Below are 14,730 nucleotides of genomic sequence, written 5' to 3'. Positions count from 1 at the left end.
CGCCTGTCATTCCGGGGCGGCTCGAAGAGCCGAACCCGGAATCTCGAGATTCCGGGTCTGGTCCTTCGGACCATCCCGGAATGACGAGATACTTGGTTGGCTTCGCTCATCCCACCGCTCACTTCGCCGCCCGCACCTCGACGGTCCCCGTGCCGGTGCGCCCATAGCGCGAGGGATTGTACATGTCCTCGACATAGGCCTGCGGCAGCACGTATTTGCCGGGCGAAACCGCTCGGACAACATAGGCGACGGTGAAGACCGACTTGGAATCCGAGGCCCGGTCAACGGCCGCAGTGAAGCGATCGTCGCGGAACTCGGTGTCTTCGGGCTCCTCGCCATCCTCGATCCAGTCCAGCGTGCCGCTGTCGCCCGACGAGACCAGCTTCGGATTGTCGATCTCGAGGCCCGCGGGCAGATAATCGGACACCATGATGTGACCGTACTCGGGCTTCGCCTCGGTGATCTTCAGCACCACCGCAAAGCGCTGGTTCTGCTTGACCTTGCTGATATCGGCGGGCTTGCCGTCGAGCGTGAAGTAGCTGCGCTCGATCTTGAAGCCGTTCGATGCCGCCGGCTCCGGCGTGACCGGCGAGCCCGACACCGAGACCACCGCCTGCACCGGCGCATCGCCGGTGTTGGTGATCTTCAGCGGCTTGCCGCTCAGCGTGTCCGCCTTGTAGCTGCGATAGAGCGCAGTCTTGACCGGCTGGTCGTCGACCTCGATCGAGAGGTTCTCCTTGGCCAGCGCCCGTGCCGCCAGCACCAGCCATGCATTCTCCTGCGTGGAGGTGTAGGGCGTCAGCCCGCGCGCGGTCTCGACCCGCGACACCGCCTGCGTCAGCGTCGCCTTCGGCACGTTGCCTTCGCTGGCGAGCGAGACCAAAGCTGCGGCATCGCGGAGCTGCGAGCCGTAGTCGGTGCGGCCGAACTCCAGCACCGGCTTCGGCGCGAGGCTGTCGAGCGCGGCGCCATAGACCCGTTCGGCGCGGTTGCGATCGCCGACCAACGCCAGGGCTGCCGCAAGCTGCGACTTCGCAATCGGCGTTGCGAGGTTGGCAAGCTTGGTATCGGCGAGATAGCGGAGGTCGCCGATGGGTGCAGCGCCATTGCGCGCGAGCACGTAGAGGCCGTAGGCGAGATCGCGCCCACCATCCTTCTCCGGCTCGTTCGCGTTGACGACCGAGTTGCGGATACGGTCGAGCGCGTTCTTGAACAGCACGTCCGGCACCGCAAAGCCCTTCTCGCGGGCGCGGGTGAGGAAGTCCGTGACGTACGCATCGAGCCAGGCATCGTCGCCGCCGGCGGACCACAGGCCGAACGAGCCGTTCGAGCCCTGACGCGCCAACAGACGCTCGACCGCATCGCGGATGCGCTGGTCGACCTCGGTGTCCATCGCGAGATGCGCGCCGGCCGCGAGCTCGTTGACATAGAGCAGCGGCATGGCCCGGCTCGTGATCTGCTCCGAGCAGCCATAGGGATAGCGGTCGAGCGCTTTGAGGATCGTCGCCGCATCGAGCGCGGTCGACAAGCTGGCCGACACCGAGACACTGCCGGTGCCCGGCACGAGATCGGAGAACATGTCCGCGGTCAGCGTCAGGCTTTCGCCCTTCGCTAGCGTCCGGATCGAGCGTCGCGCCAGCACCTGCGTCGCCGCCTTGACGTCGAACGCATAGTGACGCGCCAGCGTCAGGCCATTCGGCCCCTTGATGTCGACGTCGAGCGTTGCCTGCCCCGCCGCGGTCGCATCGAGCGCGAGCGAGAACGCATTGCGCTGCTTGGCGGCGAGCTTCACGGTGGTGGCGGGATTGCCTGATATCTTCACCGGACCGCCGGCCTTCACGTTGATGACGTAGTCGCCGGCCTGACCCTCGACATTGTCGATCTCCAGGTTGACCGTGCCGTGGTCGCCATTGAGCAGGAAGCGCGGCAGCGTCGTGGTCAGCACCACGGGATCGCGGATCACGACATCGGTGTTGGCGCGGCCGAGCTTGGTCGCGGTCCACGCCACCGCCATCACGCGCGCGGTGCCGGCGAACTCCGGAATGTCGAAGCTCACCTCCGCGGTGCCGTCAGCGGCGACGGTGACGATGCCGGAATAGAGCGCCAGCGGCTTCTGCGTGGGCGGCGAGCCCTGGAGCTCGCCCGCACCAGCATCGCCGCCGGACTTGATCTGGCCGCGCGTGCCCGACATGCCGTCGATCAGCTGGCCGTAGAGATCGCGGATCTCCGCACTCAGGCGGCGCTGGCCGAGATAATAATCGTCCGGCGCCGGCGGCTTGTAATTGGTGAGGTTGAGGATGCCGACGTCGACGGCGGCGATGACGATTTTGGCGTCCTCGCCAGGATTGAGCCCGTCGAGCTTGACCGGGATCTTGAGCGCGGAGTTGGGCCGGATCAGCGACGGCGGCGCCAGCTTCACCTGCAACGTGCGGGTCTGCTTGTCGATGCCGAACCATTTCAGGCCAATCGCCCTGCCCGGCATGCGCTGGGCAGCCGCATCGAGCGGACGGCGCAGTGTCGCCACCACATAGGCGCCGGTGCCCCAGTCCTTGCCGATCGGGAGCTTCACCTGCGCGGTGCCTTCCTTGACGTCGATGGTCTGCGTCGTCAGCAGGCGATCGCCGAGCACGTTGACGGTGAGCTTGCCGGCGCTGCGGACGTTGACTGACACCGTCATGGTGTCGCCCGAAGCGTATTGCGGCTTGTCGATCGAGGTTTCCAGCAGATCCGGCGTGTCGGCGCTACCGTCGGAATACCAGCCGACGTCGAACTGCAACGAGGTCACCGGGCCGTCCGCATCGTTCGATTTCACATCGAGCCTGTAGCGGCCGGGCTGCGGCGTGAGCGAGATGCGCGACGGCTTGTCGGCGGCGATCGTGACGTCACCGTCGGCGACGCGCGAGGTCGACTTGACCGGCTCGTACTCCCAATAATTGTTCTGGCGATACCATTGGTAGCGCGACTCCATCTTCAGGAGCTCGTAGCGCAGGCCATCGCGGCGCAGCGTCTGGCCCTCCGGCGAGACGAACACCACATCGAACTCGGCCTTGTCGCCCTCGGCGACGTTCTTGTCGCCGAACAGCGGCTTGATGCCGATCTGCGCCGTGGCGGGCGCGACCGGCAGCACGATCTTGCGCTCGACGGCGCGGCCGCCGGTCTCGACCATGCGAACGAAGATCTGCGCCTCCTGCGGCCGGGTCGAAGCCGGCTGCTTGTCCAGCGTCACCGGGAAGGTCGCAACGCCATTGGCATCGGCCTCGGGCAGGTTCTCCAGCGGCGTGCGCTCGTTCGAGGTGGTCTCCTCGTCGGCGACGCCGAACTGGTAGCCGGCAAAGCCGGGCCGCTCAGCCGCGGGCACGATCAGCATGTCGCCTTCGAGCTGGAGGCCCGAGGCCGGCGCGCCATAGAGGAAATGACCGTCGGCCTTCAGCTCCACTGGAGTGTTAGCTTTGATCAGCTTGTCCTTGGCGGACAAGTCGAATTCGATTCTATCAGGGACGTAATCTTCGACCATGAACGTGGTCTCGCCGACCGAGGCGCCTTTTGGGTCGGTGAAGGCGCGCGCCCGCCACGTCCCGGTCGGGACCGCCGAATTGAGCGGCACGGCCAGCGTACGGCCGCCGGCGCCCTGGTCGGCCAGCACGGCACGGCGGAATTCGACGCCGTCGGGGCGCTCGATGACCAGCGTTAGTGGCCCACCGGTGACGGCATTGCCCTGACCATCACGCAACAGCGCGGTCAGATAGACGGTCTCGCTGGAACGGTAGACGCCGCGCTCGGCATAGACGAACGCATCGGCCCCAGCCGGAACAGCGCGCCCCGAAACGCCACGGTCGGACAGATCAAAGGCGGAGGTCTTCAGGCTGAGGAAGGCATAGTCGGCCTTCTCGCCGGTGACGGTGAGCATTGCCGGCGACAGGCCGCCCTCGCCGCGCGCAAGCCCGGCCTCGAACAGCACGTGACCGGAATCGTCGGTCTTGCGCGTCGCCAGGATCTCGTTGTTGCGGGCAACCAGCCGCACCTCGGCCTTGCCGACCGGATCGGTCGAAGCCAGCGAGTTGACGAAGACGTGGATGCCGTCATTGCCGGAATAGGCTGACACTCCGAGGTCGGAGACGATGAACCATTGCGTGGCGAGCTGGTAGTCGTCGTCCGAGCCCGGGCCCTTGGCCGCGGCGGTCATGACGTAGACGCCGGGCTGGAGCTCGCCGAGCGCCTGGTCGACTGGGAATGCAGTGGTGACGTCCTGGTTCAGCGTCATCGCGGTCGCAAGCTCGCCGGACCAGACCTTGACGCCGCGCTCGTCGCCGAGATCTGAGAGCTGGTATTTCGACAGCGTCTTCTGGAAATCACTGTCGACCACTGTGTTGATCAGGTTACGGTCGCCGATCCGGAACACGTTGATGTTCACCGCGGGCGTATTGACGCTGACCACGGGAATGCCGCGCTGGCCGGTCCGCGGCAGCACATAGGCGCGGCTGGTGAAGCGCACGAAGGGCTTGCGGTCGCGCACATAGATGTTGAACTCGGCCGATTTCGGCAGCCCCTCCTTCACGGTGGACGGCAGGCCGGCGCGCAGATTGATGTTGTAGCGCTCGCCGTGCTTCAGCCCGTCGACGCAGAGCTGCTTGCCTTCGGCAGACAGCGCCGGCTTGTCCTGCCCCGCCAGCGCCAGGAACGGCGCGAAATCGGTCCGCTTGGCCAGCTCTTCCGAGAACTGGAAGCAGGCGCGCGGGCTCGCCGAGTCCGAGTCCACCGTATAGTCGAGCAGCCGGAAGCCGTGCTCGTCGCGCATCTTCTCGTATTGGCCGCGCACGTCGGCGACCTCGCGCAGGTCGAGCGACAGCCGCAATGCGTCCAGCGCCGGCCGCCACAGCTTCCGTTCGGCCAGCGACTTGCCGAGCACGGCGAGCGCGTCGGCCTCCTCGCCCGGATTGCCGGCGCGCTGGTAAGCAATGTAGGCCGCGGTCGAAGCCCGCTCGAGCAGGAAGATCTGCTCGCTCGAGCTCTTCGGCGAGATCTGGAAGATGACCTTGGCGAGCCGCAGCCAGTTGCCGGCATCCTCGGGCTTGGTCGCGGCGATCTGGCCGAGCACCGAGAGGCCGGTGCGGTAATCATTGCGCCTGAAGGCGGCGTCGGCGTCCGTCTTCAGCGTCGCGCTGATCTTGGCGACCGGTCCCGCCTCGCTCTTGATTTGAGCCTCCAGCTTGATCGCGGAATCGGCGAGATCGTCGCGCTTGAAGGCTTTGTCGGCGGCCTGCGCAGCGACAAGACCGAGCGCCAGCGCGGCGCAGATTGTGACGGCGCGAACAAGACCGATCATGGATGGACTCCCGGAAATCGCGGACGAACGCCGCGGCGGCAAATGAAATGCGCGGAAAGGTGACGGACTCAAGGCGATGGAACCAGAGGTGCAAATCGTCGCATTCGCCATGACAAGGCAAGCCCAGAGGAGACCGATCAAGATACCGCCGCGCACGCCGTCCTGATGGCGCAGCACTATCAGACCAGTCGACCGGCGGCCGTGTCCCGGAAGCTCTTCAACGGTCCCGGCGATGTGAACCATCGTCCAGTCCGCTGCCGCTCAACCCGGCACCCTGACACCCCACCGTTCCGCTTTGTCGCCGCATTGAGGAAAAGGGTTCGGTTCAGGCTTGGCGAAACACCCAATTTTTCATATTGGCATGCTAGATGAACCGCCAGCCGCCCAAACCGGCCGGCTCGAGACGGTCCCGTAGCTCAACTGGATAGAGTAGCGGATTTCTACTCCGCGGGTTGCAGGTTCGAGTCCTGCCGGGATCGCCAGTCCATTGACAGTCAACCGCCCTTCACGAACGCGTGGGCAACCATACGCCGGCCTTTGAACGGCGCCGATCAGCCCTATGTAAGCGCCGGGCGAGATGTGCCCGATAGGTTTCTTAATGCAGCAATCCGAGTTGACGAGAATGGCGATCGCATCTGCGGTCGCGATCATTGCGATGTCGTATTTGGCAATCGACGCAGGCGTGGTGAACACCAATGTGGTCACGAGGCCCGTCAAGGTGGCCCAGGCCTCGGTCATTGGCGCCGCAATGGGCCAGCACCACCTTGCCTTCGCCGTTCAGGATTGGGCGCGCCGCGGCCACGAGAAGCCGCAACTGGAGCATTGCCTGGCGGTCGACTGATTGACGCGCCCTCCTTCCGGGTTATCGACAAAATTCATCCTTCACCACCCGCCGACTGATGAGCCCGCCACCACCGCGCAATTGCGGCGGCCAGATCATTCCAAAGCTCGGTGGGAAGATCCGGGACGGCCACCCGGACGCTGTACTGATCCGTGGTCGCGTCGTGAAACCATTCGGTCGCGGCGAAATCGAAGCCGAAGCTGCCGGCGTGGCGGATGGGAAAGCCCTCCCGGTGCAATGCGCTGCTCATGTCCTCGGCAGCCTGCCGCGCTGCCGCCTCGTCGAGCGCGCGCTTGCCCCGGAGGGTCACGTACAGACCGTGGGTGAAATGAAGCTCGGCCGAGAGCGCCGGGAGCTTCGCGGCAAAATATCGAGCCGTGCTGCGGCCGTTGCGCAGGATCGCCGCAACGCGCCTCTTCGAGAGGGCCCAATACGCCGCGCTGCCCGCGAAGGGCGGGAAATGGGCCGGCAACGCCGCGCCGCCGAGCAGCCGCACCGCGTTTCGGGTTTCGGACGCGAGACGTGTCGATTCAACGCTCCCTGCCCGCGACTGATGCTCATGCCCGTGCACAAAAACGGCCGAGCCGAGCCGGCCATATTCCGCACCAAGCGAATCCAGCTTGTTGTGGCTTCGTACCAACACCAGCGGAATTCCGTATCGTCGCGCCCACCTCAGGACTCGCCTGATACGGCCTGACCTGCCGGCGAAGCACGTCGTATCGAAAATCAGGAGATCGAGGCCCGAGCCGTCACAGCGCAGCGCCGCTTCGAAGGCGCTAGCGAAGGAGCAGGAATCCAATAGAAGCATCCGCGGCGAACTCACTGCTGCAAACGCGTCGCCCAGCGGCAGCTTCAAGGCCTCGAGCCGCAAATGAGGGACGAAGCACCGGATCAGCTCCAGCGTCTCGCCATAGGAGCCCGGAAGCACCAGGATATCAGCCTTCTCGACGATTTGCGCGGAAGCGAGCAGCACGGCGGAGATCGCGGCCATGCCTGAGGCGGTGTAGATCGCCGTGCTCGCACAGCCGCAGCCGAGCTCGTAGAACGAAGGACCGCGTACCGTAAGATCGGCCCTCTGGTAATCGTAACTGAACTCGAACGGTCCGCTGGCGGGAACGGCCGTATGCGACCAGGCTGTCTCCGTCGCCTTCCACTCATGCAATTCGTGCTCCGCCCTCAGCGCGGCGGTGATCTGGAACTTGGACCTGACGACGTCGTCGACGGAGCGCGGACGCGCCAAATCGAGCCGGTTTCTCAGGCAGTCATTCAACAGCCTGAGTTCCTCATGCTTTCGCTCCAGATAGGCTCGAACGGTCTCCATGCGCTTCTTGACAGATCCGACGGGGCGTCAACGTGCGGAAAGCGCCTTGGGTCCAACGCGCCTGCTGCAACGAACACCGATCTTCGCAGTTAAATCCGTGCAAAGGAGGACAGCATGGCTGACATCAGAGAGCACATGAAGATCATCGGCAAGGACGGCGCACATGTCGGCACCGTCGATCGCGTCGAGGGCAACCGCATCAAGCTGACGCGCAAGGATAGCCCGGAAGGTCACAAGGACCATCATCACTACATCGACACGAAATATGTCGGCGCCGTCGAAGGCGACGTTGTCAAACTATCGGTGAATGCCGACGCCGTACCGAAGACGGAAGCCGCCTGAAACACTGAGCCCCATCGGGGGCTTTGTGTTTGTTCACGATCCGACTCCGCTTCGTTCGCAAAGCACGAATCGCGATCGCGAATCGGAGGGCGGAGCATTCGTTAATGACTGGTTCAATCTGATCGATCATGCAGTCACGAGGACGGGCCGCAGCCGATAGGCATCGATCGCGGCATTCGACAGCAGCAGCCTGCGTCGCTCGCCACGCAGCATCATGCGGTCGATACGGAACGAACGCGCGATCAGAGCGTTGGATAACCGACTTGAGTGATGCCGACTCGCCAGCCCCCGGTCGGCTTTGAAGAACCCCGTGCTTGTTCTACGAGCACGGGGTTTTTCTCATGGGGACTGGCCTACCAGCTGGTGCGGATGCGCCCGGCGGCATCCGGCGGGGCCCCTTGCTCCTCGCGCGGATCGCGGGCGAGCTGATGCCATGCCAGGGCCAGCTGGATCAGTCGTTGCCGATCGGCGCCTTCAGACGCCGCAGCCAGCTTCATTGCGGCTTCGGCTTCGTGCTGTGGGTCGTACTTGTTGCACATGCGACCGATTTTAGACGGTCGATCTGGACAAGCGCGTGGCAATTTCGCCCGTATGATTGCGGGGTGAATTCCTCGCCGCACAGGCTCGTTCGAGGGATCTGTGAACTGCGTCACAGCCTGCACCCGACATCTCCGCTAAACAACGCTTCAACGCTCCACGGTGGTGTTCAGGTCATGACACACAAAGCAGCAGCCGAGATCGTCGCCCCGACGCAACGACAGAGGTCCGATCTGCTCGGCATCGCCTATCTCGTGACCATCGCCATCGTGATGCTGGCCTGGATCGGCGGCCTGGTCTGGGCCACGATCGCATTCTTCAGCTGGCTCGTGTCCTGACGCGAAGAGCATCAGGGAGCGGCGCAATGTGGATCGTGCGCTAGAACAGATAGGGCAGCACCTGCGAGAGTTTGATCCCGCCGCAAACGATCATGGCCCACAACGCCATGCTGATCTGGATGGCATCCAGCATGTCCCACGCCCCCCCGCGAATCATCCCGATATTTTTCTTTGAGCCTTGCGTGCGGCGGCAACGAGCGCCAGCGCTAATTTGAAGCAATCGCCCCTGTGCAAAAAAGAGGCGGGCCTAAGCCCGCCTCCATGCGCCAATCCGGCGTGGAAAACTCAGTAGCATGCGCGGGGATCGGCCTGCACATATTGGCCGTTCGGGTAGCGGTAATAGCAGGTGTCCTGCGCCCAGTAGTAGCCGGGCTGGGATGCAGCAGTGGCACCGGCGATTGCGCCCGTCGCGCCGCCGAGGACCGCGCCTGCGGCAGCGCCTGTTGCATTGCCCGAAATCAGGCCGCCCAAGAGGCCGCCGACGATCGCGCCGCCAAGCGCGCTGGCGCCGGGATCAGCCGGTGGCGGAGGCGGAGGTGGCGGCGCATAGGCGACCGGAGGCGGGGCATAGGCCACCGGCACGTCGTCGATATAATCGTCCGAGATGTAGGCAGGCGGGCCAGCCATTCGCTGCGGATAATAATACCAGACGCCGCCGACGTCCCACCACCAGCCGGAGCGGCCGTTGCGGACTTCGTGGCGCCAGCGTCCACCATCCCAGGCGAGATTGCCGCGATAGGTGTGTCCATCCCAATCCCGCGCCGGGGCAGGACTGCGCGCATGTCGTCCCGGCGGTGGGCCACCGGCATTGCGCGGGCCAGGACCCGCATGGGGCTGACCACCGGGCTGCGCGGGTCGGGTCGCCTGCTGGGGCGGAGGGCCCTTGCGCATGGTCTGATTGGTCTGAGGCGGCGCGCCTGCACCCGGCGCGGCCGGGGGTGGGCCCGCCTCTTTCGGCGGTCTGGCCTCTTGCGCCTGCACCGACAGCGCGAGCAACGACACGGCCGAAATCACGGGAATGATGATCTTCATGCGTTTGGACGCACTCATGCGTGCTCGCCCCCTACTCTGTCGATGGCCGTGGTCCCTGGCGCGATCGACGAATCGCCGCGCGCCGGGCTGATGCCGGCCGAGATAACTGCCCTGCTTGATCGGCTAAGTCCCGTTACAAATGATTAAGACCAGGGCATTTTTTGGCCCTACGGGCCACGCTGAAGCGCGCCTAGCGAGCCGGCTCGATCACATTGCAGTTGCTTCGCCCGGACATCAGGCAATCCTGCATCTTGCTGGCTGCGGTGAGATTCCGGGCAAGCCACCAGCCGACGCCGAGGATCACGACCGCGATGATCAATCCCGCGATCGCGCCGCGGCGGTCGCCGCCCGGCTGGCGCATGGGCTGACGGTTCGGTCGAGGGTTGGGCTCCTCGCCGGGCTTGGATCTGGACTCTGGCTTCGACATGGCCGTCCGGTCGCGCTGGCGAGCAGGCTTTATCACCTCTGCGGCGTCACGTCACATGCCGATCAGCCGGACCAATTCAGCCCCGGGTCTGCCGGATCGCGTCCTTGCGCGAGGTTTCGACCGCCGGAATTGCCTCCTGGACGCGCGGTGCGCAGCTCGTGAGCACCAATGCGGTCCGGGTGCATTCCCAATCCGCCCCCAGCACCGCACTCTCGATGGGCTGCGGACGAGCGAGCAGCAGCGCGGCGCCGGCCACACTTGCCAGGGCCAAGGCAACTGCGAGCGCTTTCAGGCTTGGTCTTGAGATCGTCATGCCCGTGCTCCGTCTCGTACCGGGCGGACGCTAGGCGTCGCCCGCGTGCTCCCTTATGAGGGACATCACAATTCAGCAGTTTTTCCGGGCTACGAGAGATCGTCGGAGGGGGCGATTTTTCGTTGACCTGATCGGCTGCGATTATGGGTGGCTTCGCGACGCGCGCCGATGTACACGCTTCTGCGTCGCGTGGCGCCTGCTATGCCCAGCCGACGTACCAACAGGCACCGATGTAGGATCGAAAGCGAGGAAGACAAGGCTCGTCGATGAGTGGATTCAGGGAACCCGGCTTCGCAGACCGGCAAAAGGCGGCACAGGAAGCCCGCAAAAATCTTTTGAACAAATTCAAATCCCAACCGGGACCCGATGATCCCGCGGTGGCGGCGAAGCGTGCCGAGCGTGAGGCACTCGCGGCCAAGCGCGCCGAGGCAAAGGCCGCGCGCGAGGCCGCAAAGGCCGAGCAGAAGCGCCTGGAGGAAGAGGCCAAGGCCGCCGAAGCCGCACGGATCGCGCGCGAGGCTGAGGAAGCTGCCGAGAGACAGGCTGCCCTCGAAGCCGAGCAAAAGGCCAAGCGCGATGCGCGCTACGCCGCCCGCAAGGCCAAGCGCAAGTAAGCTTCGCTCGTCACGTTCAATTGAACTTGAACCAAAGCATCATTCCGGAGGCGGTCTCAAAGGCCGCCGCCGGAATTCGCGAGGCCGCGGCCCCGCCTGAGGCGGGCGCTGCGCGACGACGCCGAAGGATCAATTCTTCTTCATCATCCCGTCGTCTTTCTTCATGCCGTCCTTCGACATGTGGTCCTTCTTCATGCCGTCGTCCTTGGACATGGTGTCCTTCTTCATCATGCCGTCCTTGGACATCGTGTCCTTTTTCATCATGCCGTCATCCTTGCTCATCTTGTCCTGAGCAAAGGCGGCCGGGGCAAACGCGAGGCCAAGCGAAAGAGCGGCAGCCGAGACGCCGAGCACGATGCGGGTGCGAATGGTCATGGTTCATCTTCCCTTCGAGATGGTGTTTGTCAGCGACGGACGCCGCTATTCAGTCTCGACGGATCGCCAGCCTGCGTTGTTACGCCGCCGCCGATAAATTTTGGCGAGCCCTCCGCTATCAGTCATACGGCGTACTCCCGCGCTCGCAACCGGGATCGGAAGTGTGCAGCGCAGCACGGCCGGCACTTGCCGGGGCATTCGGTCTCGAACTATCAGATGAGAGAATATCGGGTGGAAGACCGGCTAGGATGGGCCTGAACGCCGGTCTGACAAGACCCGACCCAAATCACACCAACAAGAACAGTCCAAAAGAAACGTTCAAAGGGATCACACCATGATTACGCGCCGACATCTGATCGCGACCGCCGTCGCGGCACCCGCCATCCTGCGCTTCGGCACTGGCACCGCGCAGGCCGCGACCACGCTGAAGATCTCACATCAATTTCCGGGCGGCACCATCGACAAGGGCGACTTCCGCGACCGGCTCTGCCGCATGTTCGCCGCTGAAGTTGCCAAGCGCAGCAACGGCGACATTGCCGCCGAGATCTATCCGAACTCCTCGCTGATCAAGACCAACGCGCAGTTCTCCGCGATGCGCAAGGGCGCGCTCGACATCTCGCTCTATCCGATGCCTTATGCCGGCGGCGAGCTGCCGGAAACCAACATCGGCCTGATGCCGGGCCTGGTGACCACCTACGACCAGGGCCTGCGCTGGAAGAAGGAGCCCGTCGGCAAGGCACTGACCGACTTCCTCGCCGACAAGGGCATCATCCTGCTCACCTGGGTCTGGCAGGCCGGCGGCGTTGCCAGCCGCTCCAAGCCGATCGTCGCGCCCGAGGATGCCAAGGGCATGAAGGTGCGCGGCGGCTCGCGCGAGATGGACATGGTGCTCCAGACCGCCGGCGCCTCGGTGCTGTCGGTGCCTTCGAACGAAATCTACGCGGCGATGCAGACCGGCGCTTGCGATGCCGGCATCACCTCCTCGACCAGCCTGATCTCGTTCCGTCTCGAAGAAGTCGCGAAGTCGCTGACCTCTGGCGCGGGCACCTCCTACTGGTTCATGCTGGAGCCCTTGATGATGTCGAAGGCGATCTTCGACAAGCTGCCGAAGAACCATCAGGACATTTTGCTCGCGGTCGGCACCGAGCTCGAAGCCTTCGGTCGCAAGGGCGCGCAGGACGACGATATCGAGGTCGCCAAGGTCTACGAGAAGGCCGGCGCCAAGGTGTCCGTGCTCGACACCGCGACGGTCGGCAAGTGGCGGGACATCGCCCGCGACACCGCCTGGAAGGATTACACCGCCAAGACCGCGACCTCGGCCAACCTGCTCAAGCTCGCCACAGACGTTGCGGCATGAGCCACGGTCCGCTTCCGGATCGTGACGACCGGACGAGCGCTGCCGCAGGGTCGGGCCCTGCGGCGGCGATCGATCGCGGTCTCGCCATCCTCCACACCATCATCGTCGTGTTCGCAGCGATCGCGCTGGTCGCAGCCTGCGCCATCCTGAGCTACAGCGTGCTCAGCCGCGCGCTGTTCAAGGCGGCCAATTACTGGCAGGACGAGGCCGCCGTGTTCCTCTTGGTCGGCGCCACCTTCATGACCGCCGCCTATGTGCAGCAGAACCGCGGTCATATCGGCATCGAGGCCTTCGTCGGCCTGCTGTCGCCGCTCGCGAACAAGGTCCGCCTCTGGCTGGTCGACGCCGCAACGTTCCTGTTCTGCGCCTTCTTCACCTGGAAGTCCTGGACCCTGGCCCATGAGGCCTATGTCGACGGCCAGGTCTCGAACTCGATGTGGTCGCCGCCGCTCGCCATCCCCTATTCGCTGATGGCGCTCGGGATGAGCCTGCTCTGCATCCAGATCCTCGTGCAGCTTGCGCTGCCATTCGCCGGAGCCAGGCGGCCATGAGCGTTTTCGGTATCGGCTTCGCCTACGGCATCGCGACGCTGCTCGTGATGTTCTCGGGCATGCCGATTGCGTTCGCGCTCGGCGCGGTCGCGGTCGTGTTCATGGGCATCTACATGCCTTCAGCCTCGCTCGATACGGTGACCCAGAACGTCTACGAGGAAATGGCCTCGATCACGCTCCTGTCGATCCCGCTTTTCATCCTGAAGGGCGCCGCGATCGGCAAGTCGCGCGCCGGCCAGGATCTCTATTCGGCGCTGCATGCTTGGCTGCATCGCGTCCCCGGCGGCCTCGGCGTTGCCAACGTCTTCGCCTGCGCGCTGTTCGCGGCGATGGCGGGCTCGAGCCCAGCGACCTGCTCGGCGATCGGTTCGGCCGGCATTCCCGAGATGCGCAAGCGCGGTTATTCCGGCGGTTTTGCCGCAGGCATCATCGCCGCCGGCGGCACGCTCGGCATCCTGCTGCCGCCCTCGATCACCATGATCCTGTTTGCGGTCGCCGCCGAAAAGTCGCTCGGGCGGCTGTTCCTCGCCGGCATCGGGCCGGGGCTGTTGCTGGTCACCCTGTTCGGCGCCTATGCCGTGATCCGCTTCCGCCGGGAATACAAGGCGGCTGAAGCGATCTACAAGAATGGCGGCCCCGAGGCCGCGATCCTGACCCGCGACGAGTACACGCTGGCCGAACGCTTCAGCGTGCTGCCGCGGGTGATCCCGTTCGTGCTGCTGCTCACCGGCGTCATGATCGCCCTCTACGGCGGCTACGCCACGCCGTCGGAAACCGCCGGCCTCGGCGGCCTCCTGGCGCTGGCGCTGATCGCGGCGATCTACAGCGTGTGGCGGCCGAGCGACCTCGCTCCCATCATGAAGTCGACCATCCGGGAATCGACCATGCTGATGATGATCATCGGCATGTCGCTGCTCTATTCCTACGTGATGAGCTACCTGCACATCTCGCAATCGGTCGCCGAATCCATCGTCGCGATGCACCTGCCGCGCTGGGAGCTGCTGTTCGCGATCCTCGTCATGGTCGTCGTGCTCGGCTTCTTCCTGCCGCCGGTGTCGATCATCCTGATGACGGCGCCGATCATCCTGCCGCCCTTACGTGCCGCCAATTTCGACATCATCTGGTTCGGCGTTGTCATGACCATCGTGATGGAGATGGGGTTGATCCATCCACCCGTCGGCCTCAACATCTTCGTCATCCGCAACGTCGCGCCCGACATCCCCCTGCGCGAGGTGATCTGGGGCACGCTGCCGTTCGTGCTGCTGATGATGCTCGCGGTGCTGCTGCTGTGCTTCGTGCCGGGGATATCGACTTGGCTGCCGGATCTCGTGATGGGGCCGGACGGGAGCAGGTGACGCT

General features: G+C 64.7%; 14 protein-coding genes and 1 tRNA gene. 8 read left to right on the top strand and 7 right to left on the bottom strand.

What is annotated here, in order from left to right:
• Nucleotides 1-118: 118 nt before the first annotated feature.
• Entirely contained in the window at nt 119-5,323 is a 5,205-nt protein-coding gene (locus tag YU9_RS0120610; RefSeq protein WP_027574506.1) for an alpha-2-macroglobulin, read from the bottom strand.
• A gap of 405 nt (nt 5,324-5,728) precedes the next feature.
• On the opposite strand from YU9_RS0120610, the gene YU9_RS0120605 reads away from it, so the two are divergent.
• A tRNA-Arg gene (locus YU9_RS0120605) sits at nt 5,729-5,805 on the top strand.
• A gap of 116 nt (nt 5,806-5,921) precedes the next feature.
• Nucleotides 5,922-6,164 carry a hypothetical protein gene (locus YU9_RS0120600; protein ID WP_027574505.1) on the top strand — a complete coding sequence of 81 codons (243 nt, stop codon included), beginning with the start codon at nt 5,922-5,924 and terminating at the stop codon, nt 6,162-6,164.
• 34 nt (nt 6,165-6,198) lie between these two features.
• Here YU9_RS0120600 and YU9_RS0120595 read toward each other — a convergent pair whose 3' ends face one another.
• The gene (locus YU9_RS0120595; RefSeq protein WP_027574504.1) at nt 6,199-7,485 is read right to left on the bottom strand and encodes a hypothetical protein; all 1,287 of its coding nucleotides are present in this window, start codon (nt 7,483-7,485) and stop codon (nt 6,199-6,201) included.
• 114 nt (nt 7,486-7,599) lie between these two features.
• Here YU9_RS0120595 and YU9_RS0120590 point away from each other — a divergent pair, with 114 nt between their 5' ends.
• The gene (locus YU9_RS0120590) at nt 7,600-7,827 is read left to right on the top strand and encodes a DUF2171 domain-containing protein (protein WP_027574503.1); all 228 of its coding nucleotides are present in this window, start codon (nt 7,600-7,602) and stop codon (nt 7,825-7,827) included.
• Nucleotides 7,828-8,180: 353 nt separating this feature from the next.
• Here the strand turns inward: YU9_RS0120590 and YU9_RS42040 are convergent, their stop codons facing one another.
• Nucleotides 8,181-8,366: a hypothetical protein gene (locus YU9_RS42040; RefSeq protein WP_036017665.1), complete on the bottom strand. Its 186-nt coding sequence runs from the start codon at nt 8,364-8,366 to the stop codon at nt 8,181-8,183.
• Between the two features lie 174 nt (nt 8,367-8,540).
• Here YU9_RS42040 and YU9_RS49125 point away from each other — a divergent pair, with 174 nt between their 5' ends.
• On the top strand, nt 8,541-8,702 hold the full coding sequence (locus tag YU9_RS49125) for a hypothetical protein (RefSeq protein WP_027574502.1): 162 nt from the start codon (nt 8,541-8,543) through the stop codon (nt 8,700-8,702).
• A 285-nt stretch (nt 8,703-8,987) separates the two neighbouring features.
• On the opposite strand, the gene YU9_RS0120565 is transcribed toward YU9_RS49125, so the two are convergent.
• The 3 genes from YU9_RS0120565 to YU9_RS0120555 all read right to left on the bottom strand — a co-directional run bounded on the left by YU9_RS0120565 (nt 8,988) and on the right by YU9_RS0120555 (nt 10,474).
• Entirely contained in the window at nt 8,988-9,752 is a 765-nt protein-coding gene (locus tag YU9_RS0120565; protein WP_027574501.1) for a hypothetical protein, read from the bottom strand.
• Nucleotides 9,753-9,924: 172 nt separating this feature from the next.
• Nucleotides 9,925-10,161, bottom strand: coding sequence for a hypothetical protein (locus tag YU9_RS0120560; RefSeq protein ID WP_027574500.1), 237 nt, complete (start codon nt 10,159-10,161; stop codon nt 9,925-9,927).
• 76 nt (nt 10,162-10,237) lie between these two features.
• Nucleotides 10,238-10,474, bottom strand: a complete 237-nt coding sequence (locus YU9_RS0120555) for a hypothetical protein (RefSeq protein WP_027574499.1) — start codon at nt 10,472-10,474, stop codon at nt 10,238-10,240.
• Between the two features lie 266 nt (nt 10,475-10,740).
• Here YU9_RS0120555 and YU9_RS0120550 point away from each other — a divergent pair, with 266 nt between their 5' ends.
• Nucleotides 10,741-11,088, top strand: coding sequence for a DUF6481 family protein (locus YU9_RS0120550; protein ID WP_027574498.1), 348 nt, complete (start codon nt 10,741-10,743; stop codon nt 11,086-11,088).
• A gap of 129 nt (nt 11,089-11,217) precedes the next feature.
• Here YU9_RS0120550 and YU9_RS0120545 read toward each other — a convergent pair whose 3' ends face one another.
• Nucleotides 11,218-11,463, bottom strand: a complete 246-nt coding sequence (locus YU9_RS0120545) for a pentapeptide MXKDX repeat protein (protein ID WP_027574497.1) — start codon at nt 11,461-11,463, stop codon at nt 11,218-11,220.
• 334 nt (nt 11,464-11,797) lie between these two features.
• Here YU9_RS0120545 and dctP point away from each other — a divergent pair, with 334 nt between their 5' ends.
• The 3 genes from dctP to YU9_RS0120530 are packed head-to-tail and all read left to right on the top strand — an operon-like array spanning nt 11,798 to nt 14,726.
• Nucleotides 11,798-12,820 (top strand): TRAP transporter substrate-binding protein DctP, encoded by a 1,023-nt coding sequence (gene dctP / locus YU9_RS0120540; RefSeq protein ID WP_027574496.1) that lies wholly within the window; start codon nt 11,798-11,800, stop codon nt 12,818-12,820.
• A complete protein-coding gene (locus YU9_RS0120535; RefSeq protein ID WP_027574495.1) occupies nt 12,817-13,371 on the top strand; it encodes a TRAP transporter small permease in 555 nt (184 codons plus the stop codon). Before dctP ends, YU9_RS0120535 begins: the two co-directional genes overlap by 4 nt.
• Nucleotides 13,368-14,726, top strand: a complete 1,359-nt coding sequence (locus tag YU9_RS0120530) for a TRAP transporter large permease (protein WP_027574494.1) — start codon at nt 13,368-13,370, stop codon at nt 14,724-14,726. The genes YU9_RS0120535 and YU9_RS0120530 overlap by 4 nt, the downstream gene beginning before the upstream one ends.
• Nucleotides 14,727-14,730 lie beyond the last annotated feature (4 nt).

Origin of the sequence: Bradyrhizobium sp. WSM1743 (assembly GCF_000473065.1) — a bacterium.
Lineage (GTDB): Bacteria > Pseudomonadota > Alphaproteobacteria > Rhizobiales > Xanthobacteraceae > Bradyrhizobium.
Note: the sequence above shows the minus strand (reverse complement) of the source record. Positions and strands in the feature narration are given on the sequence as shown.

Bases quoted from the DNA above. Each gene is read 5' to 3' on its own strand.
- YU9_RS0120610 (WP_027574506.1), bottom strand. From the start codon at position 5,323: ATGATCGGTCTTGTTCGCGCCGTCACAATCTGCGCCGCGCTGGCGCTC.
- YU9_RS0120600 (WP_027574505.1), top strand. From the start codon at position 5,922: ATGCAGCAATCCGAGTTGACGAGAATGGCGATCGCATCTGCGGTCGCG.
- YU9_RS0120595 (WP_027574504.1), bottom strand. From the start codon at position 7,485: ATGGAGACCGTTCGAGCCTATCTGGAGCGAAAGCATGAGGAACTCAGG.
- YU9_RS0120590 (WP_027574503.1), top strand. From the start codon at position 7,600: ATGGCTGACATCAGAGAGCACATGAAGATCATCGGCAAGGACGGCGCA.
- YU9_RS42040 (WP_036017665.1), bottom strand. From the start codon at position 8,366: ATGTGCAACAAGTACGACCCACAGCACGAAGCCGAAGCCGCAATGAAG.
- YU9_RS49125 (WP_027574502.1), top strand. From the start codon at position 8,541: ATGACACACAAAGCAGCAGCCGAGATCGTCGCCCCGACGCAACGACAG.
- YU9_RS0120565 (WP_027574501.1), bottom strand. From the start codon at position 9,752: ATGAGTGCGTCCAAACGCATGAAGATCATCATTCCCGTGATTTCGGCC.
- YU9_RS0120560 (WP_027574500.1), bottom strand. From the start codon at position 10,161: ATGTCGAAGCCAGAGTCCAGATCCAAGCCCGGCGAGGAGCCCAACCCT.
- YU9_RS0120555 (WP_027574499.1), bottom strand. From the start codon at position 10,474: ATGACGATCTCAAGACCAAGCCTGAAAGCGCTCGCAGTTGCCTTGGCC.
- YU9_RS0120550 (WP_027574498.1), top strand. From the start codon at position 10,741: ATGAGTGGATTCAGGGAACCCGGCTTCGCAGACCGGCAAAAGGCGGCA.
- YU9_RS0120545 (WP_027574497.1), bottom strand. From the start codon at position 11,463: ATGACCATTCGCACCCGCATCGTGCTCGGCGTCTCGGCTGCCGCTCTT.
- dctP (WP_027574496.1), top strand. From the start codon at position 11,798: ATGATTACGCGCCGACATCTGATCGCGACCGCCGTCGCGGCACCCGCC.
- YU9_RS0120535 (WP_027574495.1), top strand. From the start codon at position 12,817: ATGAGCCACGGTCCGCTTCCGGATCGTGACGACCGGACGAGCGCTGCC.
- YU9_RS0120530 (WP_027574494.1), top strand. From the start codon at position 13,368: ATGAGCGTTTTCGGTATCGGCTTCGCCTACGGCATCGCGACGCTGCTC.